The organism is Parasphingorhabdus sp. (assembly GCF_036964565.1).
Taxonomy (GTDB): domain Bacteria; phylum Pseudomonadota; class Alphaproteobacteria; order Sphingomonadales; family Sphingomonadaceae; genus Parasphingorhabdus.
In genome coordinates, this window is the sequence record NZ_JBALTN010000010.1 from 88692 (window position 1) to 108703 (window position 20012).

Consider the following 20012-nt stretch of genomic DNA (forward strand, 5'->3'; position numbering starts at 1 on the left):
TATATAAGACAGTCGGCGATTTAATCAACCGGTTCGAAATCGTCACGGACCAGCGTGCCGGCCCCCTTGACGGTGAAGATTTCGAGCAGCATCGCGTGCGGAATGCGGCCATCGAGGATGACCGCAGCATCGACGCCTTCCTGCACCGCTTTCACGCAGGTCTCGAGCTTGGGGATCATGCCGCCCGAGATAGTACCGTCCCTGACCAGTTCCCGAATCGCTCTTGGCGCAAGATCGGTCAGCAGTTCGCCCTGCTTGTCCAGCACGCCGGCCACATCGGTCAGCAGGAACAGCCGGGCGGCGCGCAGCGCCGAGGCAACCGCCCCGGCCATGGTGTCGGCGTTGATATTATAGGTATGACCATCGTCGCCCACGCCAATCGGCGCGATCACCGGGATCATGCCGGCCGACGAGATCATGTCTACGACGCTGCGGTTGACGGTCTTGGGTTCGCCGACATAGCCGAGGTCGATGATCCGCTCGATATTGCTGTCGGGATCGCGTTCGGTGCGACGCAGCTTGGCGGCTTTGACAAAACCGCCGTCCTTTCCGGATATACCGATCGCGCGGCCGCCGGCCCGTTCAATCCAGCTCACCAGTTCCTTGTTGATGGCACCAGACAGCACCATTTCGGCTATCTCGGCGGTTTCCTTGGTGGTCACGCGCAAACCATCGACAAATTTGCTTTCGACGCCGACCCGCTCCAGCATCGCCCCGATCTGCGGGCCGCCGCCGTGGACGACGACCGGATTGATCCCGACCGCTTTCAACAGCACGATATCCTCGGCAAAATTGCGCGCCAGCGTGGCGTCTCCCATGGCGTGTCCGCCATATTTCACGACAAAGGTCTTGCCGGTATAGCGCTGCATATAGGGCAAGGCATCGGTGAGCGTTTCCGCCTTGGCCAGCATGGCGGGATCGGGTGCATGGTCGGTCATCGGCGTCTTTCAGTATAGGGGCGATGCAAAAGCAAGCCTTTAATCAGCTTTTGGAAAGCTGCTTCACTTTTTCCAGGGTGCCTGTAACATGGCCTTGCGGCTTCATCGCGCTGTGGACGAAGGCAATCTTGCCGTCCTGTCCGATGACATAGCTGGTGCGGTTGGTCATCGCCAGGCCGGGAGCCATGCGGACCTGATAGTCGGCGATGATCTGGTCATCGGCCTGGGCAACCGCAAACTTGTCGCGGCATTCTGAGGTCGAGAATTTCTTCAGGCCGTCGATATCGTCGCCGGACATGCCGATCACGGTGGCTCCCGCCGCGTTGAATTCGGCCGTTGCATCGGCAAACATATTCGCCTCGATGGTGCAGCCTTCAGTGAACACTTTGGGAAAGAAATAGAGCACGACGGGCCCGTCTTTCAGCTTGTCGGCGAGCGAGAACTGAAACTCCTTGCCGGCGAGAGCGCCGGTGGTCGTGAAATCGGGCGCGCTGGCGCCCACTTCCAGCGGTTCGGCATTGGCGCTGCGCGTGTAATAGACAAAGGCACCGCCACCCACGACGACAACGGCCAACAGTATCAATATCCATTTTTTCATATCGTCATTCCTGTTCGAGTTGCGCTTTCAATGCGTATAGTTGATCCAGGGCCTCGCGCGGCGACAGAGCATCCACGTCGAGTGCGGCCAGGGCCTCGCGCAAGCTATCGGATTTTTCTGCGACTTCCGCAAGGCTCGCAGCGAAAAGCGGCAAATCACCGAGACCGGCGGCGAGTCCGCCGGTTTCCGCCTTGCCCGCTTCCAGCTTGTCGAGCACCGACTTGGCGCGGTGGAGGACGGGTTTCGGAATTCCCGCCAACTTGGCCACGGCCAGGCCGTAGCTGCGGTCTGCCGGACCCTTGGCCAGTTCGTGGAGCAGCACCAGATCGCCCTTCCACTCGCGGGCACGAACGTGGTGGAGAGACAGTGCATCGAGCCGGTCGGCGAGCCTCGTCAGCTCATGATAATGGGTGGCGAACAGGCAGCGGCAGCGGTTAGTTTCGTGCACCGCCTCGACCACCGCCCACGCCAGGGCCAGACCATCATAGGTGGAGGTTCCCCTGCCCACTTCATCGAGAATGACAAAGCTTTGCTGGGTCGCCTGCGACAGGATGGCGGCGGTTTCAACCATCTCGACCATGAAGGTCGACCGACCCTGGGCAAGATTGTCGGAGGCACCGACCCGGCTGAACAACCGGTCAACCAGGCTGAGCTTCGCCGACGAAGCGGGCACGAAACCACCGGCCTGCGCCAGAATGACGATCAGCGCGTTCTGGCGCAGGAAGGTCGACTTGCCGCCCATATTGGGTCCGGAGACCAGCCACAGCCGCTCATCGTCAGCCAAGCCGCAGTCATTGGCGACAAACGCCTCGCCCCTGGCCGCGAGCGCCGTCTCGACGACGGGGTGCCGACCGGCCTCGATATGGAGAATATTGCCGTCGACAAATTGCGGGCGGCACCACTGGCCCTCGGCAGCGCGTTCGGCGAGGGCGGCAGCGACATCGATCCGCGCCAGCGCGTCGGCGCTTTCGCTGATCGCCTGCTTGCGCGCCAACACCCGGTAGACCAGCATTTCGAAATGCGCTGCTTCTGCCGCCAGCGCATGGGCCCCGGCCTGCGAAACGCGCAGTGCTTCTTCGTGCAGGTCGGTCGAATTGAACCGGACCACCCCGGCCAGCGTCTGCCTGTGGGTAAAGCCCGAATGCTCGGCCATCAGGCTGTCCCCGTGCCGTGCTGGCACCTCGATGAAATAGCCAAGCACCGCATTATGCTTGATCTTGAGCGTGTTGATCCCCGTCGCATCGCGATAGCGCGCTTCCAGCCTTGCGATTGACTGACGCCCGTCCGAGCCGGCGCTCCGCAGCTCGTCCAGCGCCGCGTCGAAACCGGCCGCGATATAGCCACCATTGCTCATTTCCGTCGGCGGTGTCTCGACCAACGCGCGGCCGAGCAGGTCGACCAGTTCGCCATGGCCGTCGAGGAGCGGCAAGAGCTTTTCCAGCAACTCCGGCAGGCCGAGCGCGTCCGCCAGCAGTTCGCGCAATATCCGCGCGCCATCCAGACCGTCACGGATCTGTCCCAGATCCCTTGGGCTGCCCCGCCCGGCAGAGACCCGACCGAGAGCCCGGCCGATATCCGGCAACGCCTTCAGGCCTGTGCGAACATCGTCGCGAAGTCCCGGTCCGTCATGAAACCACTGCACCAGACCAAGGCGCCGGTTGATCGGCGTTTCCGCGAACAGGGGCGCGGCCAGATCGCGGGCCAGCAAACGCGCTCCAGCGGGTGTGGTCGTGCGGTCGATGGCGTGTAGCAGACTGCCCTCGCGTGCGCCCGCCAGAGTCCGGTCAATCTCAAGGCTGGCGCGGGTGGGGCCGTCAATCGAAAGAAACTCCCGCGTCTCTCGCTTCATCGGCGGGTGCAAATAGGGCGCCCGGCCTTGCGACACGTGATTGACATAGGCAACCAACCCGCCCGCGGTCGCCAGCTCGGCACGCGAAAATTCGCCCATGCCATCCAGTGTCGCGACCCCGAAATGGTCGCACAGCCGCTTCTCCGCATCCAGGCTGGCAAAATTTTCCTTTGCCCATCCAGTGGCCTTGTGCAGCCGGGTCAGCATGGAGGGAGGGCAGATGATTTCTGAAGGCGAAAGCCGCGCCAGTTCTGCTTCCAGGGCATCGTCGGCGATGGTTGCGAGTTCGAAGCTTCCGGTCGAGATATCCGCCGCAGCGAGACCGATGTCGCCCTGCACTTCCGCCACCGCGACCAGCATGTTGTCGCTGCGGGCATCAAGCAAGCTGTCTTCGGTCAGCGTCCCCGCCGTGACATAGCGAATGATGTCCCGCGCGACCAACGCCTTGTAGCCACCGCGCGCCTTGGCCTCGGCCGGGGTTTCGATCTGTTCGGCAATCGCCACCTTGAAACCGGCCCGGATCAGTTTCGCCAGATAGCCTTCCGCCGCGTGGACGGGCACGCCGCACATCGGTATCGTCTCGCCCGCATTCTTGCCCCTGGAGGTCAGCGCAATATCCAGCGCGGCCGCCGCGTGTCTGGCATCGTCGTAGAACAGCTCGAAAAAATCACCCATCCGATAGAACAGGAGGCAATCGCCTGCCTGTTCCTTGAGCGCAAAATATTGCTCCATCATCGGCGTGACCTTGTCCGCTGCCGATGCCGACCCCGTGGAACGATTCTTCGTCTTGTCCTGAGTCTGGGTTGCCATGGCCACGCGATAGCCGAGTGCAGCAGGACATAAAAGAGCGGCGAACATATCGCGCTGAAATTTAGTTGATATTGCGGCTCCGCATCAAAGCGAGTAAGCCTCGGAGCGGGACGTGACCATCCGATCGGCGCAGGCAAGCCGACAATCAACATGCGGAGATATAATTTGGCTGACAAGACTGAGAGCAATCTGGAATTTTCGGAACGGGAAGCGCTGCTTTTTCACTCCCACGGCCGTCCCGGAAAAATCGAGATCATCGCCTCCAAGCCTATGGCCACCCAGCGTGATCTGAGCCTCGCCTATTCTCCCGGCGTTGCGGTCCCCGTTCGGGCGATCGCCGAAGATCCTTCCAAAGCTTACGACTATACCGCGAAGGGCAATCTGGTTGCCGTGATTTCCAACGGGACCGCGATCCTCGGTCTGGGCAATCTGGGAGCGCTCGCCGCGAAGCCGGTGATGGAAGGAAAGGCGGTGCTGTTCAAGCGCTTTGCTGACGTCGATTCCATCGACATCGAACTTGATACCGAGGATGCGGACACCTTTATCAACGCCGTTCAGATCATGGAGCCGAGCTTTGGCGGCATCAATCTGGAGGATATTGCCGCGCCGGATTGTTTCATCATCGAACAGACCCTGCGCGACCGGATGAATATCCCGGTCTTTCACGACGACCAGCACGGGACAGCGATCATCGCTGCGGCCGGCCTGATCAACGCCTGCCTGCTGACCAACCGCAAGATCGAGGACGTGAAGGTCGTGGTCAATGGTGCCGGTGCCGCAGCGATTGCCTGCGCCTCGCTGATCAAGAGCCTGGGCGTGCCGCATGACAATCTGACCATGTGCGACCGGACCGGCGTGATCTATCGCGGTCGCGACGATGTCGACCAGTGGAAATCCGCGCACGCCATTGATACCGATGCGCGCACATTGACCGACGCCCTCAGTGGCGCGGACGTTTTCCTCGGCCTTTCGGCCGCTGGCGCGCTGAAACCCGAGATGGTCAAGGACATGGCGCCGCAGCCTATAATCTTTGCGATGGCCAATCCGGACCCGGAAATCACGCCGCCCGACGCCAAGGCGGCGCGGCCGGATGCGATCATCGCCACCGGACGCTCCGACTACCCCAATCAGGTCAACAATGTTCTGGGCTTTCCCTTCATCTTTCGCGGCGCGCTGGACGTACGCGCAACCCGGATAAACGAGGAGATGAAAGTCGCAGCCGCGCACGCCATTGCCGAACTGGCGCGAGAGCAGGTTCCGGAAGAGGTCGCCGTTGCCTATGGCGGGAATGCACCGAGCTTTGGCGTTGATTATATCATCCCGGCCCCTTTTGATCCGCGCCTGATGGATGTGGTGTCGGCTGCCGTGGCCAAGGCAGCCATGGACAGCGGTGTTGCCCAGAAGCCGATCGCCGATCTCGATGCCTATCGGCAGAGCCTGAAAGCCCGGCTGAATCCGACCACGTCGGTGCTGACCCAGGCGTACGAAGCCTGCCGCCTGTCGCCGAAGAGGATCATCTTTGCCGAAGCGGAAGAAGATGTCGTTCTCCGCGCGGCGATTCAATTCCAGGATGGCGGCTATGGCACCCCGGTCCTGGTGGGACGCGATGACCGCGTGCGGGAAAAGCTCAAGGAACTTGGGGTCCGGGATCCGGACAGCTTCGAGGTGCACAACAGCCGCAACAGTCCGCTGGTTCCCGACATGGTGAGCATGCTGTACGACCGCCTGCACCGCCGGGGCTATATGGAGCGCGATATCAAGCGCATGGTCAATCAGGACCGCAATATTTTCGGCTCAGCGCTGCTGGCCATGGACCAGGGCGACGCCATGATTACCGGCGTGACCCGGCCCTATTCGCAAACCTTCCGCGATATTGCCAAGGTGATCGATGTCGAGAAAGGCCGTACCGCTCTTGGCATCCATATCATGGTCGGTCAGCACCACACGGTCTTCATGGCCGACACCACGGTCAACGAACGGCCAACCGCCCATGAGCTTGCCGATATCGCCGAGCAGACAGCCGCCGTCGCGCGGCAGATGGGTCACGAACCGCGGGTGGCATTTCTCAGCTACTCGACCTTTGGCAATCCCGAAGGACGCTGGCTGGAAAATCTCCGCGAAGCCGTTGCCCTGCTCGATCAGCGGCGCGTGCCTTTTGAATATGAGGGAGAAATGGCGCCGGACGTGGCTCTCAATCCCAAGCTGATGGCAAACTATCCGTTCAGCCGCCTGTCACAACCGGCCAACGTTCTTGTTATGCCCGGGCTGCAGTCGGCCAATCTTTCGGCAAAACTGCTGCGCGAACTGGGAGGCGATTCGGTGATCGGACCAATGCTGGTCGGACTCGAAAAGTCGGTTCAGATTGCCACGATGGCTTCCACTGCATCGGAACTGGTAACCTTGGCGGTGCTGGCGGCCAGCGGCATTGCCAAATAGGCAAGCCCGCTAGGGACGGGTCGGATCGTTGCTGGGACCTTGTGCGCCCGGTGCGCCGACTGCACCGATATTGCCGAAAAGCTCTTCGAAGAAGGAGCGGTCCCGACCCAGAGTCGGGGTCTTGTCGCCGTCGGGGCTGATGTTGGCCACAAGTTCGAGGCCCGTGCGGTCGACTGCGGTGACATTGCCATCCGCATCAAATTTCACGCGCATCACCTGTTGCTCGCGCGGCCGCGGGTTGTTGAAGCCATATTGACGGGTGTCGCGCGACAAATAATACCAGGTGTCGTCGTCAAACTGCCCGGTAAAGGTGGGCCGACCGAGCGAGGCTTCGACCGACTGCCGGTTGTCAACACCAGCCTGGATCGCGGACATCAGCACTTCGTCGGCAATATATCCCTGATGGCCGCGCACCTGCGTGCATCCGGCCACGGCCATGGTGCCAGCCAGAAGCCCGATCAAAAGGCTATGTTTCTTGATATTGCCGACCATCGAACTCATTCTCCACTGTGAAGCCGGCACCATATCGGCGCCCGACCAGTCATCGCCCATTGCATCTCGCGCGATAAATATCAATATGCCCTGTATCCAGACTTAACAACCGACCTGATCACGCATAAACTTGCAACCCAACCAGCGGAACCAGCAATGTCCTTTTTCAGCAAGATTTTTTCTCGCGACAATCCGAACCAGAAAATGCAGCCGCTGTACAATGCGATCATCAGCGAAGGACGACAGCTGTTCTGGTACGAGCAGGCACAGGTTCCGGACAGTCTGGACGGCCGTTTCGACATGATTGCGGCGATCTTTTCGCTGGTGCTGATCCGGCTAGAGAAGGAAGCGGACCGCGGCCAGGAGCTTGCCTGGTTGACCGAGCTCTTCATCAGGGACATGGACGGGCAATTGCGCCAGATCGGCATTGGCGACATGATCGTCGGCAAGCATGTCGGGCGGATCATGGGCGCGCTCGGCGGTCGGGTCGGTGCCTATCGCGCGGCTCTGGAGCAGGGTGCAGACCTGCGGGAGGCTGTCATCCGCAACATATTTCGCGGCGAAAAGCCGGACGATGCCGCGCTCGACCATCTCATCGGCCGGTTGACCGCCTATCATGCCGCCCTGCGCGATCGCGATGCCGAAACCATCGTTGCGGGCCAGCTGCCATGAGTGACGGGCCGGAGTTTTCGCATGTCGTCAAGCTTTCGGAACTGGGTTCCAAGCCGCGGACGGGCAAGCTGTCCGCGAATGCGGATGAATGCCGCGGGCTCGCTGAACGGTTTGACCTGCCGAAAATCACGTCGTTGAATGCGACCTACACGTTGCAGAACGGTGACGAGCGGATCAGCTTTACCGGGCGAATCGAATCCGACCTGCAACAGCTTTGCTCGGTAACGGGTGAAAGTTTTCAGGTCCGGATGCGCGAAAATTTTGACATTGCCGTCGTTCCAAAACTGGAAATTGAGGGGACGGACGAAGAGATCGAGCTGTCCGAGGACGATTGCGACATCGTCGAATATGAAAATGGTCAGTTTGATATAGGCGAAGCGATTGCCCAGACCCTCTATCTTGCCCTGGATCCGTTCCCGCGTGGCCCGAACGCCGACGCCTTGGCGCGCGAGGTTCTCAAGACAGAGGAAGAGGCAGGGCCGTTCGGGGCGCTGGCAGCACTGAAGACGAAAAAGTCCTAGCTGGCGGCCTTGCCGCTCTTCCGTTCCGCCGCCTTCGCAAGGCGTTTTTGCAATCCGTTCAGCCGTTGCTTGCTGGTAATCTTCCCCCCCAGCAGATCGGTGATGTAGAATGTATCGACCGCGCGCTCTCCGTAAGTGGCGATGTGCGCGCTGTGCACGGTGACCTTCGATTCAAACAGTGCATAAGCCAGCTCGTTGAGCAGGGCCGGGCGGTCCTGAGCATTGACTTCGACCACGGTGAAGCGATTGGAAGCCTCGTTGTCGACCAGGGCAAAGGGCGTGATCTCAAAGGCTCTGGCACGGGCATGAGCCAGCGGCCTGGCTTCCAGTTTCGTCGAAAGCTTCGTGCGGTTTGCAAGCGCGTCTTCGACCGCCTGCTTCAGCCGGTCCAGCTGTCCCTTTTCCGAGAACGGTTTGCCGTGCGGATCCTGAACCAGAAAATTGTCGAGCGCCATGCCGTCACGGGTGGTGTGGATGCGTGCATCGATGATGTTGCCACCCGAGACATGGATGCCCCCGGCAATCCGGTAGAACAACCCTGGATGGTCTGCGGCATAGACGGTGATCAGGGTCGCACCCCGTTCGGGATAGACGTCAGCGACTATCGCCAGGTCAGTGTCCCCGGCATCAAGGACAAGCTGGGCATTTTGCGCAATGATGTCATCCGGCTCGGCGATCCAATATGCATCGGTAAAGCGCTTGGCCAACGGCTTGAATTCGTCATCGGGCAGATCCAGCGTTTCCGCCAATATCGCCTTCTTCTGATCGATCCGTTCCTTTCGGCCGCGCTGCTTGTGGCCGAGCAGCAGCATTTCCTGCGCCGCTTCGAAAAGGTCCGTCAGCAATTGCCGCTTCCAGCTGTTCCAGACACCGGGGCCGACCGCACGGATGTCCACGACCGTCAAAACCGTCAATTGGCGCAAGCGTTCGACGCTCTTCACCCGGCTGGCGAAATCCTGGATGGTCTTGAAGTCGGAGAGATCGCGCTTGAAGGCCACCGCCGACATCAGCAGATGATTGCGCACCAGCCACGCTACCAGTTCGGTTTCATGGGGCTTGAGTCCGAGACGCGGACACAGCTTCTTGGCCACTTCCGCGCCCAATATGCTGTGATCGCCGCCGCGTCCCTTGGCAATGTCGTGCAGCAGCGTGGCGACGAACAGCACGCGCCGGTTCTGCAATTTCTCCATCGTAGCCGTGCTGTTGGGATGATCGGCCTCGAGATCGCCGCGGCCAATTTTGGCGAGTAGCCCGATCGCCCGGATACTGTGTTCATCCACGGTATAATGATGATACATGTCGAACTGCATCTGCGCCACAACCCGCCCGAAATCGGGAATGAAACGACCGAAGATCGCCGCTTCGTTCATCCAGCGCAGCACCAGTTCGGGATCGCGCGGCGAGCAGAGCACATCGAGAAACAGATTGTTCGCCCGTGCATCCTTGCGGATATTATTGTCGATGAACTTGGCATCGCGCCGTGCGGAACGCATCGCCAGCGGATGTATTTCCAGCTCGTGCTTGTCGGCCAGCCAGAATATTTCAAGCAGCCGGACCGGATCCTCTTCGAAAAACTGCTCGTTCGGCAGGGCGAGCCTGCCGCGATCCAGCACAAAGCCGTTCAGTTTCTTCGGTTTCCGGGTGAGCGAAGGCAGGAACCGCCGCACGCCCGCATTGTGGGTCTCGTCAAGATGGGCGAGAAACACACCGGTCAGGTTGCCGACCACTTTCGCGTTCAGAAAATAATATTGCATGAACCGCTCGACCGATGATTTTCCCGGGCGGTCGGCGAAACGCATCCGCCGGGCCACCTCGGGCTGCAGGTCGAAGGTCAGGCGGTCTTCCGCGCGACCGGTGATATCGTGCATGTGACAGCGAACCGCCCAGAGAAAATTTGCCGCCTTGCGAAAGCGCTTGAACTCGTCGGCGGTGAGCAGGCCCACGTCGACCAGTTCGCTCGCTGACATGACCCGGTGGATATACTTCCCGATCCAGTAGAGCGTCTGCAGATCCCGCAGTCCGCCCTTGCCCTCCTTCACATTCGGTTCCACGACATAGCGGCTGTCGCCCATCTTGATGTGCCGGGCGTCGCGTTCTGCCAGTTTATCGGCGACGAAGCTGCTGTCGGTGCCGGTCACGACATCGTTGAAGAACCGCTGCTTGGATTCTTCGTAAACAGCGGTATCGCCCCAGATATAGCGTCCTTCGAGCAACGCGGTCCGGATCGACAGGTCCTCGCGTGCCATGCGTACCATCTCGTCGATCGACCGGCTGCTCTGTCCGACCTTGAAGCCCAGATCCCACAACCAGTAAAGCATCGCCTCGACTGCCTGCTCGGTCCAGCTGTTGGTCTTGTGAGGGGTCAGGAAGGCAATATCGACATCGCTGTGGGGTGCCATCTCGCCGCGGCCGTAGCCGCCGACGGCCATCACCGCGATCCGTTCTCCCGATGACGGGTTGCTGACCGGATATTGATGGTTGACCGCGATATCATGGATCAGCCGGACAAGCTGGTCGACCAGAAAGGATTGCGCCGCTGCGGCATCATGCCCGGCCGAAGGCTTTTCACGCAAGCGTCGGCTGATCTCGGAGCGACCTTCGCCCAGCGCATTTTGCAACAGCGCCAAGATATCCGGGCGCGCTTGAGCCATGCCTTGCGCCGCGATCAACTTTTCTATTTCTTCAGCCAGCACCCGGCGATTGATGACGTCGCGCTGCCGGTTGATCCGGGTGGCAGGGTCGGCTGGTGCCGCTGGAATATTGGCCCGAATGTTCATCCAGTGCCGGCCAGTTCGTCCCGGTGCTTTTTCGCCAGTACGATCTTGGCAATTTTGGCGGTACCGAGTTTCGGCAGCGGCTCTTCATATTGCCAGACATGCACCGGCAACTTGAACGGCGCGAGCTGGTGCTTAAGCGATTCCATCAGTTCATCCTTCGGCAAGCTGTGGCCGTCCTTTGTGTGATAGACCAGAGCGGGCACTTCACCGAACCGTTCGTCCGGCACTCCGAAGATACAGGCCTCTGCCACCGCCGGATTGGCATAGACGGCGGCCTCCACTTCCTGGCAGCTGATATTTTCCCCGCCGCGAATGATGATCTCCTTCTTGCGATCGACGATGTAGAGATAGCCCTCGGGATCGAGATAGCCGATATCGCCGGTGCGGAAATAGCCGTCGTCGGTGAAGGCGTCACGGGTCGCTTCTTCATTGTTCCAGTAGCCGGTAAAATTCGCTGCGGTGCGGATGCAGACTTCTCCGCGTTCGCCCTGCGGCAGCTTGTTCCCGTCATCGTCGAGGATCGCGACATCGACAATCGGTGGCGTGGCGCGACCGGTGCTGTCGGGTTTGGCCAGATAATTCTCATTCTGGTTGGAGCAGCCGACACCGTTGGTTTCGGTCAGGCCATAGCCGATCACCGGATAACCATCGCCCATTTTCTCCTTGATCCGACGGACATGCTCGACCGGGCGCGGCGCACCCCCCGCCGCCATGGTGACACAGCTGCTCAGATCGTATTTGTCAAAATGCGGGTGGGAGTAAATTTCCATGCTCATCAGTGGCACGCCTACAAAATAGGTTACCCGTTCCTTCTCGATGAGGCGCATCGCATCTTCCGCATCCCATTTGTTGAGCATCACCAGCTTGCGCCCGATCGCATAGCTGACCAGGACCAGCGGCACCGACGCGGTGACATGGAACAGGGGCACACAGACCAATGCGGTTGGCTGGCCGTCCGGCATCTTGCCCTGCTTTTCCATGATGTTGACCAGCACAAGAACCGTGCCGACAAAGCTCATGGCCCCCTGGACCACCGATCGATGCTCGGCGTAGGCACCCTTCGAGCGCCCGGTCGAACCGGAAGTGAACAGGATGGTCGCATTGTCCTCGGGTTGCATTTGCGGCAGCGGCGTATCTGCGCCACCGCCTTTTTCGAGCATGACCTTCAGCCCTTCGAGCGGCGATTTATCATGTTCAAAGATCAGCAGTTCCGCGCCGTGATCGCGCTTGGAGTCCACCAGTCGCTGAGCCCGCTGATAGTCGGCAAAAACAAAGGAACAACTTACATCCTCTATCCCGTCTGCCAGTTCGTCGCCTCGCCACCAGCCATTGAGCTTCGTAGAAACTGCGCCGGCCATGGTGATCGCCATATCAAGAATGACCCAGTTGGCCGAGTTGCGCGCGGCGATTCCGATACGATCGCCTTTTTGAACGCCGTAGCCTTCGACCAGCCCTCCGGCCAAAGCGCGGGCAGCCGCGTAAGCCTCTCCGAAGGTCAGGCGGATATCGCCATCGACCAGAAATTCCTTGTCAGCATGCTGATGACAGAAATAGGCAAAATAATCGGAGACATTCTGGGGGGCATTCTTGAAGATCGGCATTTCGACGCCGTATTTGTTGATCGTGTCGAGTTCCAGCAACTGACCAGGCTGCGTCAACGCTTCCAGCGTCTTGTCAATTATCACATCGAGTTCAGAGGTCGCCATTATTCAAGTCTCCCGTTGTTCCCTCTTGGTAAAGGGGATTTTCCCTTTATATGGACAGGAAACCACACGGGGAAAAGAGTTGATTGATATTATCTTGGCCAATGCGAGCCAGTTTACCCAGTTTACGGAGCTCGGCCTCTCTGCGAATGCGCTCGACCTCGGATTTTTCCAGTTGAAATGGTATTCTCTCGCATATCTCGCGGGCATTCTGCTCGGCTACTGGTATCTGACCAAGCTGGTTGCGCAGCCAGGCTCGCCCATGGCCCGCCGCCATGCCGATGACCTGATCTTCTGGGCCACCCTTGGTATCATCATCGGCGGTCGCCTGGGATATGTGTTTTTCTACAGTCCCGAAATTCTGCTGGAGCCAGTCAAGATATTGCAGGTCTGGAAAGGCGGGATGTCCTTGCACGGCGGCACGATCGGCGTTGTGCTCGCGCTGTGGTGGACGGCGCGGCGGGAGAAGCTCGATTTCCTGAGACTGTGCGATTATATCGCCTGCGTCATTCCGTTCGGACTGTTCTTCGGTCGTCTCGCCAATTTCGTCAACGGAGAGCTTTGGGGCAGGACTACCGATGTGCCGTGGGCGATCGTGTTTCCGATGGGCGGCGATGTGGCGCGGCACCCCAGCCAGCTTTACGAAGCCGGCCTCGAAGGCATTCTCTATTTTCTCATCCTGTCGCTGCTATTCTGGAAAACCGATGCCCGCTATCAGCCAGGCAAGCTCGTCGGCGCCGGGTTGCTGGTCTATGGCCTGAGCCGGTTTACCGTCGAGTTCTTCCGGGAGCCGGATGCCCAGTTGACTTGGCTGGTGGAGCAGTCCGGCTTCAGCATGGGGCAATGGCTGACGGTGCCGATGATCCTGCTTGGTGCATGGCTGGTCTATACCGCCAAGGGCCGCCGAGCGCGCGTCGAACCGGTGGCGGGAGACCGAAGCGTTGCCTGACGGCATCAGTGCGGAACAGCCCACTGCAGCGCATGTGATCGCGGAGCGGATCGACCGCGAAGGTCCGATTCCGCTCGGCGACTATATGGCGATTGCCAATAGCCATTATTATGCGAGCAAGGATCCGCTGGGCGAGGAGGGCGACTTTGTCACCGCGCCCGAAATCAGCCAGATGTTCGGGGAAATTGTCGGCATCTGGCTGGCCGACCTGTGGCTGCGCAAGGGTTCACCCGATAATTGCCACTATGTCGAACTGGGGCCCGGACGCGGCACTCTGGCACATGATGCGCTGCGATCGCTGGCAAAGTTCGGCTGTCATCCGGCGGTCCACCTTGTCGAGACCAGCCCGGTACTGAAGGCACGCCAGGCCCAGCTTCATCCCGATGCGGTCTGGCATGACGACGTCGGAAGCCTGCCCGAAGACGGACCGCTGCTGATCGTTGCCAACGAGTTTTTCGACGCCCTGCCGGTGGAGCAGTTTGTCGCAACCGCCGGCGGCTGGCGACGGCAGATGGTGGCGCGGGAACGCAGCCGGTTTGTTGCGGTGCCGAGCAACGAAATCGCAGAAGATCTAGTGGGTGGTGGCACCAGTCGTTTTCCCGAAGGCACGATCTTGGAGCGATCGCCGGTCAGCGTGGAATGGGCCGGCAATATCGCCCATCGTCTGGCAAAACAGGGTGGCACGCTGCTGATCATCGATTACGGCTACGCGAGGCCGGGCACCGGCAGCACGCTGCAGGCGGTGAAGGATCATCTGCCGATCAGTCCGTTTGACTGCCCGGGAGCATCCGATCTGACCGCCCATGTCGATTTCCATACGCTGGCCAATATCGTCCGGACGCGCATGCTGGCCGTGCATGGCCCGGCAGAACAAGGGCAGTGGCTCAAATCACTGGGCATCGACCAACGCGCCGCAGCATTGATTGCGGCAAAACCCAAGCAGGCGGACAGTATCCGTGCCGCGCACCAGCGGCTCACCCATCCGGACGAGATGGGATGCCTGTTCCGGGTGATGGCAGCGACCGCTCTGGACTGGCCGGAACCCGAGGGGTTCAGCTATGGCGACGAATGAACGGCTAGCGAGCGCTTAACCTATCCATGCGGCCACATCGGCAGCCACCTTGTTGGCCGCCTTGTTCAGGCCTTCGCCTACCGCCCCGGGTTCTGCGGCAAAGACCGGCTCGCTGGCCTCGAAGCGCTTTTTCTCCACGGGCTTGTCGTCGGTCATCTTGACCGCGTCATAGGTGACGGTCACGGTCAGGCTCGGACCGTCGAGGCCAAAATTGACCAGTTCGCCGGTGATATAGGTTTGTGCGAGACCGCCCGCTTGCGCGGCGGTCAGTACCAAGCGGCCATTGCGGGCAGCAATCGTCTCGCTCAGCAGATTCTGAAACAGGCGAGCCGGCTTGTCGACCCAGACGGCATTTTTCAGATAGGCGATGCCTGAGCCGCTGGTCTGCACGGGTACGCGAACCGTGTCCAGTTTCTGCGGGGCGGCAGGAAGCGCCACCACCAGCGAGCCGGATTGGGGCCCGCTCTGCGTGGATCCTGCGGCCAGCTTCTGGTTCGCCGACAGCGAGAGCAGCGAGGGAGGTGGTTCGGCACCACCGAAGCTGACGCAACCCCCGAGTGCTGCAGTAGCGGCCAGCAGACCCGCGGCTTGCCAAAGTTGAAATGTGCGCATCATAGTCGGCCCCTTCATTGTCCCGGCTCATAGTCGGGCAGCGCCGGTGCCGACAATAAGGACCCGGCCCCGCCCTGGTCCAGCCGTTCCGTCACATTGGTCATCGACTTCGTAAGCGCCTGCATATCCTGCACCAGCTGATCGACCTCCGGCAGCGTTTTATTGGAAAAATGCTCGGCACCAGGCTGCGCATTTTTCAGCACCCCCTCGAGCGCGCGCAGACTCTTGTCGGCGGCATCGAGCGTGTTCGCCAGGTTCCTGGCAACCGGTTGGCCATTGTTGGTGAGAAAGTCATTCGTGCTATCTGCGACAAGCCCGAGTTTTTCAATCGTCACGGCGGCGTTGCGAATGGCGATGCGCGATTCTGTCATCAGGGCTTCCAGCGCCGGTGCCTGTTTCGCCAGGGTTCCGGTCAGCTGATCCGTGTTGGCAAGGATGCCGCTGATCGACTTCTGGTTTTCATCCGACAGCAGCTGCGTCAGCCGGTCGGTCAGCGTCGCCAGCCGCTCCACCACAAGCGGAGCGCTGTTGAGCAGTTCGCCGAGCGCTCCCGGCTTGGTCGGGATCACCGGCACGCCTTCCGGCCCGAGCTCGGTGATCGGCGGCGCACCCTTTTTGGCACCGTCGAGCTGAATATTCGGCGGGGCCGTGAAACTTACGCTCTGGATCGTGGCGGTGGTGCCTTCCAGTATCGGCGTATCCTTGCTCACGGCAATGCGCACGCGGACAAAATTCGGGTCCTTCTTCCACAATTCGACCTTGATCACCTGCCCGGACGGCACACCGGCAAAGGTGACGCCGGTCCCAGACGCGAGGCCGCCGACCGACTGGGAGAAGAATATGTCATATTGCTTGGTTTCGCCGTCGCCGAAGCGGACGATCCAGACCAGAAAGGCGGCGACAAGCGCCAGCATCGCCAAAGTGACAACACCGACAAGGATATGGTTGGAGCGCGTTTCCATCTATTTCCCCTCTATGACGGGCGGTGCCGCCACCTGCAACATTTCTCTGATCGTTTTCCCTGCGGTCATCCGAGCATCTTCTTTCCCGCCGACGCCATGCGACCGCGTGGCCCGTTGAAATATTCCTGTATCCACGGGTGATCCAGCGCGAGCAGTTCGTCGATCGTGCCGACCGCGATCACGCGCTGGTCGGCGAGCACCGCGACCCGGTCACAAATGGCGTGCAGCGTATCGAGGTCATGGGTGATCAGAAACACCGTAAGGCCAAGCGTCTGCTGCAGTTCCTTGGTCAGATTGTCGAACGCGGCCGCCCCGATCGGATCCAGCCCTGCGGTCGGCTCGTCGAGAAACAACAGCTCGGGATCGAGCGCCAGCGCCCGGGCGATGCCAGCGCGCTTGCGCATGCCGCCGGACAGCTCCGAAGGATATTTCGGCGCCGCATCCGGCGGCAAGCCGGAGAGGCAGACCTTGTACTTGGCGACTTCGCGGCGAAAGTCGCGATCCATATCGGGATAGAATTCGCGGATCGGCACCATGACGTTCTCGGCGACGGTGAGCGTGGAGAACAGCGCGCCACCCTGGAACAGAACGCCCCAGCGTTTGCGGATTTCGATCGTCTCGGCATCGGACTTGCCCAGAATCTGCTCGCCAAAGACGCGGATTTCGCCTTCGTCCGGAGTCTGCAATCCGATGATCGAGCGCATCAGCACCGACTTGCCGGTGCCGGAACCGCCGACAACGCCGATGATCTCACCGCGCTTGACGTCGAGATCCAGATTGTCGTGGACCACCTGATCGCCGAAGCTGTTGCGCAGGCCGTGCACGCTGACGATCGGGCCATCATAGTCGCGATCATAGGCAATGGCGTTCGAATCGCGCATCAGTTCCATCCGATCCAGGTGAAGAAGACCGCGAAAAACGCGTCGAGCACGATAACCAGGAATATCGCCTGGACGACGGCCGCCGTGGTGCGCTTGCCGACGTCCTCGGCATTGCCCTTGACCTGCATCCCCTGATAGCAGCCGGTGATCGCGATGATCGCTCCGAAGACCGGTGCTTTCACCAGCCCGACATAGACATCGGTGAGCGGCACCACCTCGCGGATGCGCGAGAAAAAGGTGGCCGGCGGGATATCCAGCTCGACCCAGCTGAGCAGGCCGCCGCCGATGATCGCGACGACCGATGCGTAAAAGCCGAGCAGCGGCAGCATGAACACCGCGGCGATGAAACGCGGCAGCACCAGCGCCTCGATCGGGGAGACGCCGATCGTGCGCATCGCGTCGATTTCCTCGGTCAGCTTCATCGTCCCGATCTGCGCAGCAAAAGCCGAGCCGGACCGGCCCGCGACCATGATCGCCGTCATCAGGACACCGAGTTCGCGCAGCGTCAGCCGGCCGACCAGATTGACGGTGAATACTTCCGCACCGAATTGCCGCAACTGGACCGCGCCCTGCTGCGCAATCACCAGGCCGATGAGAAAGCTCATCAGCCCGATGATACCGAGCGCGCGGACGCCGACAACGTCGAAGCGCTGGATCACCGCGTTCCAGCGGATTTTCCCGGGGTGGCGAACCAGCCTAAAAAAGCCGATCATGATCGCGCCAAAAAAGCCGACCAGCCCGGTCAGCGTGGTGAAGGCGATGGTTGTCGCCTCGCCAACCTCGTTGAGCACGCGGAGCACCGGATTGGGTGGTTCGGGCCGGATATCGGTCGCCTGGTCCGCTGCAGCGACCGCGGCAATCAGCCGCTGGGCATCGTCATCGGCCCCGGTGATCTCAGCACCCCTGTCGCGCGCCGTCCGGTGCACCAGCCAGGCGCCGACCGTGTCGACATAGCCGGTATCGGCAATATCGATGCTGCGAACGTCGCCGTCATACTGGCTGAGTCGCTCCGGCAAGTCCCCCATGCTGGCAATCGAAAGATCGCCGGAAAAACGCAGGGTCACTGCTCCGTTTTCGGCCGTTTCTTCGACAAAATCGCTGGGTATAGCCATCAACTCCATAGGTGACCGAATTTCGGGCAAAGCTCAAGCGATTAAACCGCTCAAATATTTGGCGCTTTTGCGCAGCGGCTGCTATGGCACGGCGGGAACGGGAATTGCGGGACGGCATGCAGAAAATATCGCTTTACGACATGGACCGCACGATCACGGTGCGCGGGACCTATACACCGTTCCTGTTCCACCTGCTTTTCGCGCGGGCGCCGTGGCGGCTTGTCGCCCTGCCGCTGCTGCCGTTCGGCTTTCTCGGCTACGGACTGAGAGTGATCAGCCGCGGCCAGCTGAAGACCTTCAACCAGCGGCTGATGATGGGCGGCGGGCCGAAACAGGCCGATCTGCAGCCGCATATCGAGCGGTTCGCCGACCGTGTGCTGCGTGCCAACCGGTACCAGAAGGCGCTCGACCAGATCGAGGCGGATCGCGCCGAAGGCCGGACGCTGGTCCTGGTCACGGCATCCTATGAACTGTATGCCGAGGCGATTGGCCGTCGGCTCGGTTTCGATCACGTGATCGGCACCCGGCTCATGGTTGACGCCGGAGGGCGGGTGCGGCCTCAGATCATCGGCGAGAATTGCTATGACAACGCCAAGATCTGCCGCATCGAGGAACTGTTCGCCGCGCAGGGCTGGCTGCGCAGCGACAGCCATGTCCGCGCCTATTCCGACCATGTCAGCGACAAGGCGATGCTGGAATTTGCCGACGAGCCGATCGCGACCACCCCGACCCTGCCGCTCCGGCTTCTGGCCGAGCTGCGCGGCTGGCCGATCGTCGACTGGCGCTGACCGCCGGGTCACGTCTTTCGGCAGTGGTTGACAGTCGGGCCTATCCATCGCAAGCGCACCGCCATGAGCATCATCGCCACCATCATGAACAGCGCCACCGGTCAGCCGATCCAGAAGATGACCTTTGCCCGCATGCCCAAGCCATGGGCCTCTTTCACGCTGGAAAGCGGCGAGCGGGTTACTGCCGAACGGATCGATGTCGGCACGCCGGCGCATGGCCGTTTCGTCGCCCCGGTCGACATCTGGGTCACGCCCAAGGCCGGGAGCTGAACCATGAGCGTGGCGTTTCGCCGGGAGGGCGACGACGAGCATCTGGAACCCAAGTTCGAGCATCCGATTCCGGTCGGCCCCAACTGGGTCACGGCGCGCGGTTTGCGAATGATCAAGCAGCGCGTGGCTGCGCTGCAGGCGGATATCGCCGCACTGACCGACGAAACGGCGCTCAAGATCGCAAAACGCGACCTGCGCTACTGGAACACCAGGCAATCGACGGCCGAGCTGCCTCCGCTGCCAAGCGGGGCGAGCGTCGAATTCGGTACCCGGGTGACATTTCTGCTCAACGGCAGCGAGAAGACGCTTGCCATTGTCGGGGATGACGAAGCCGACCCGGCAAGCGCGCTGGTTTCCTTTTCCGCCCCGATCAGCCGGGCGCTGATGGGGCTGACGACCGGAGACCTGGCCGATTTTGGCGGCCGGGAAGACGCGATCGAAATCATTGCCATCGAGGCGATCGCGGAGGAATAGCAAGCGCCGTCGGGCGCATGCGTGCCGGCGGAAAAAATCGCGGTCGCGGATCGCTGGCTGCTTTACACTTTCGTGCATGTTTAATTTCCGTGACTT

At 60.9% G+C, this 20012-nt stretch carries 18 protein-coding genes; 8 read left to right on the forward strand and 10 right to left on the reverse strand.

Features of this window, described 5'->3' with window-relative positions; translation table 11 throughout:
• Positions 1-20: 20 nt before the first annotated feature.
• From argB to mutS, 3 genes are read right to left on the reverse strand one after another with little or no spacing between them, the layout of a single operon-like run.
• Positions 21-938 carry an acetylglutamate kinase gene (gene argB, locus V7650_RS14405; RefSeq protein ID WP_335656937.1) on the reverse strand — a complete coding sequence of 306 codons (918 nt, stop codon included), beginning with the start codon at positions 936-938 and terminating at the stop codon, positions 21-23.
• 43 nt (positions 939-981) lie between these two features.
• Positions 982-1536 (reverse strand): peroxiredoxin, encoded by a 555-nt coding sequence (locus tag V7650_RS14410; protein WP_335656938.1) that lies wholly within the window; start codon positions 1534-1536, stop codon positions 982-984.
• A gap of 4 nt (positions 1537-1540) precedes the next feature.
• Positions 1541-4120, reverse strand: coding sequence for a DNA mismatch repair protein MutS (gene mutS / locus V7650_RS14415; protein WP_335656997.1), 2580 nt, complete (start codon positions 4118-4120; stop codon positions 1541-1543).
• Between the two features lie 240 nt (positions 4121-4360).
• Here mutS and V7650_RS14420 point away from each other — a divergent pair, with 240 nt between their 5' ends.
• A complete protein-coding gene (locus V7650_RS14420; RefSeq protein WP_335656939.1) occupies positions 4361-6631 on the forward strand; it encodes an NADP-dependent malic enzyme in 2271 nt (756 codons plus the stop codon).
• A gap of 9 nt (positions 6632-6640) precedes the next feature.
• On the opposite strand, the gene V7650_RS14425 is transcribed toward V7650_RS14420, so the two are convergent.
• Positions 6641-7132 carry an outer membrane protein assembly factor BamE gene (locus V7650_RS14425; protein ID WP_442955312.1) on the reverse strand — a complete coding sequence of 164 codons (492 nt, stop codon included), beginning with the start codon at positions 7130-7132 and terminating at the stop codon, positions 6641-6643.
• Positions 7133-7279: 147 nt separating this feature from the next.
• On the opposite strand from V7650_RS14425, the gene V7650_RS14430 reads away from it, so the two are divergent.
• Entirely contained in the window at positions 7280-7795 is a 516-nt protein-coding gene (locus tag V7650_RS14430) for a ubiquinol-cytochrome C chaperone family protein (RefSeq protein ID WP_335656940.1), read from the forward strand.
• Positions 7792-8316 carry a YceD family protein gene (locus tag V7650_RS14435; RefSeq protein WP_335656941.1) on the forward strand — a complete coding sequence of 175 codons (525 nt, stop codon included), beginning with the start codon at positions 7792-7794 and terminating at the stop codon, positions 8314-8316. The genes V7650_RS14430 and V7650_RS14435 overlap by 4 nt, the downstream gene beginning before the upstream one ends.
• Here V7650_RS14435 and V7650_RS14440 read toward each other — a convergent pair.
• Both V7650_RS14440 and V7650_RS14445 read right to left on the reverse strand, forming a co-directional pair.
• On the reverse strand, positions 8313-11093 hold the full coding sequence (locus V7650_RS14440) for a [protein-PII] uridylyltransferase (protein WP_335656942.1): 2781 nt from the start codon (positions 11091-11093) through the stop codon (positions 8313-8315). The genes V7650_RS14435 and V7650_RS14440 overlap by 4 nt on opposite strands.
• On the reverse strand, positions 11090-12799 hold the full coding sequence (locus V7650_RS14445; RefSeq protein WP_335656943.1) for a class I adenylate-forming enzyme family protein: 1710 nt from the start codon (positions 12797-12799) through the stop codon (positions 11090-11092). The genes V7650_RS14440 and V7650_RS14445 overlap by 4 nt, the downstream gene beginning before the upstream one ends.
• Positions 12800-12878: 79 nt before the next feature.
• On the opposite strand from V7650_RS14445, the gene lgt reads away from it, so the two are divergent.
• Positions 12879-13745, forward strand: coding sequence for a prolipoprotein diacylglyceryl transferase (gene lgt, locus V7650_RS14450; protein WP_335656944.1), 867 nt, complete (start codon positions 12879-12881; stop codon positions 13743-13745).
• The gene (locus V7650_RS14455) at positions 13738-14817 is read left to right on the forward strand and encodes a class I SAM-dependent methyltransferase (protein WP_335656945.1); all 1080 of its coding nucleotides are present in this window, start codon (positions 13738-13740) and stop codon (positions 14815-14817) included. The genes lgt and V7650_RS14455 overlap by 8 nt, the downstream gene beginning before the upstream one ends.
• Positions 14818-14832: 15 nt before the next feature.
• Here the strand turns inward: V7650_RS14455 and V7650_RS14460 are convergent, their stop codons facing one another.
• From V7650_RS14460 to V7650_RS14475, 4 genes are all read right to left on the reverse strand, one after another.
• The gene (locus V7650_RS14460) at positions 14833-15432 is read right to left on the reverse strand and encodes an ABC-type transport auxiliary lipoprotein family protein (protein WP_335656946.1); all 600 of its coding nucleotides are present in this window, start codon (positions 15430-15432) and stop codon (positions 14833-14835) included.
• A gap of 11 nt (positions 15433-15443) precedes the next feature.
• Positions 15444-16391 (reverse strand): MlaD family protein, encoded by a 948-nt coding sequence (locus V7650_RS14465; RefSeq protein WP_335656947.1) that lies wholly within the window; start codon positions 16389-16391, stop codon positions 15444-15446.
• Positions 16392-16456: 65 nt separating this feature from the next.
• Positions 16457-17272 (reverse strand): ABC transporter ATP-binding protein, encoded by an 816-nt coding sequence (locus tag V7650_RS14470; RefSeq protein ID WP_335656948.1) that lies wholly within the window; start codon positions 17270-17272, stop codon positions 16457-16459.
• Positions 17272-18384: an MlaE family ABC transporter permease gene (locus tag V7650_RS14475; protein WP_335656949.1), complete on the reverse strand. Its 1113-nt coding sequence runs from the start codon at positions 18382-18384 to the stop codon at positions 17272-17274. Before V7650_RS14475 ends, V7650_RS14470 begins: the two co-directional genes overlap by 1 nt.
• Positions 18385-18467: 83 nt before the next feature.
• Between V7650_RS14475 and V7650_RS14480 the strand changes: the two genes are divergently transcribed.
• From V7650_RS14480 to V7650_RS14490, 3 genes are all read left to right on the forward strand, one after another.
• Positions 18468-19172, forward strand: coding sequence for an HAD family hydrolase (locus tag V7650_RS14480; protein ID WP_335656950.1), 705 nt, complete (start codon positions 18468-18470; stop codon positions 19170-19172).
• Positions 19173-19235: 63 nt separating this feature from the next.
• Positions 19236-19442: a hypothetical protein gene (locus V7650_RS14485; protein ID WP_335656951.1), complete on the forward strand. Its 207-nt coding sequence runs from the start codon at positions 19236-19238 to the stop codon at positions 19440-19442.
• Positions 19443-19445: 3 nt separating this feature from the next.
• Entirely contained in the window at positions 19446-19916 is a 471-nt protein-coding gene (locus tag V7650_RS14490) for a GreA/GreB family elongation factor (RefSeq protein WP_335656952.1), read from the forward strand.
• Positions 19917-20012 lie beyond the last annotated feature (96 nt).

What these genes read in the sequence shown, in the direction of transcription:
- V7650_RS14435 (WP_335656941.1), top strand. Translation starts at nt 7,792, where the DNA reads ATGAGTGACGGGCCGGAGTTTTCGCATGTCGTCAAGCTTTCGGAACTG.
- V7650_RS14440 (WP_335656942.1), bottom strand. Translation starts at nt 11,093, where the DNA reads ATGAACATTCGGGCCAATATTCCAGCGGCACCAGCCGACCCTGCCACC.
- V7650_RS14475 (WP_335656949.1), bottom strand. Translation starts at nt 18,384, where the DNA reads ATGGCTATACCCAGCGATTTTGTCGAAGAAACGGCCGAAAACGGAGCA.
- V7650_RS14465 (WP_335656947.1), bottom strand. Translation starts at nt 16,391, where the DNA reads ATGGAAACGCGCTCCAACCATATCCTTGTCGGTGTTGTCACTTTGGCG.
- V7650_RS14460 (WP_335656946.1), bottom strand. Translation starts at nt 15,432, where the DNA reads ATGATGCGCACATTTCAACTTTGGCAAGCCGCGGGTCTGCTGGCCGCT.
- V7650_RS14445 (WP_335656943.1), bottom strand. Translation starts at nt 12,799, where the DNA reads ATGGCGACCTCTGAACTCGATGTGATAATTGACAAGACGCTGGAAGCG.
- argB (WP_335656937.1), bottom strand. Translation starts at nt 938, where the DNA reads ATGACCGACCATGCACCCGATCCCGCCATGCTGGCCAAGGCGGAAACG.
- V7650_RS14410 (WP_335656938.1), bottom strand. Translation starts at nt 1,536, where the DNA reads ATGAAAAAATGGATATTGATACTGTTGGCCGTTGTCGTCGTGGGTGGC.
- V7650_RS14485 (WP_335656951.1), top strand. Translation starts at nt 19,236, where the DNA reads ATGAGCATCATCGCCACCATCATGAACAGCGCCACCGGTCAGCCGATC.
- V7650_RS14480 (WP_335656950.1), top strand. Translation starts at nt 18,468, where the DNA reads ATGGCACGGCGGGAACGGGAATTGCGGGACGGCATGCAGAAAATATCG.
- V7650_RS14470 (WP_335656948.1), bottom strand. Translation starts at nt 17,272, where the DNA reads ATGCGCGATTCGAACGCCATTGCCTATGATCGCGACTATGATGGCCCG.
- V7650_RS14490 (WP_335656952.1), top strand. Translation starts at nt 19,446, where the DNA reads ATGAGCGTGGCGTTTCGCCGGGAGGGCGACGACGAGCATCTGGAACCC.
- V7650_RS14430 (WP_335656940.1), top strand. Translation starts at nt 7,280, where the DNA reads ATGTCCTTTTTCAGCAAGATTTTTTCTCGCGACAATCCGAACCAGAAA.
- V7650_RS14425 (WP_442955312.1), bottom strand. Translation starts at nt 7,132, where the DNA reads ATGAGTTCGATGGTCGGCAATATCAAGAAACATAGCCTTTTGATCGGG.
- mutS (WP_335656997.1), bottom strand. Translation starts at nt 4,120, where the DNA reads ATGATGGAGCAATATTTTGCGCTCAAGGAACAGGCAGGCGATTGCCTC.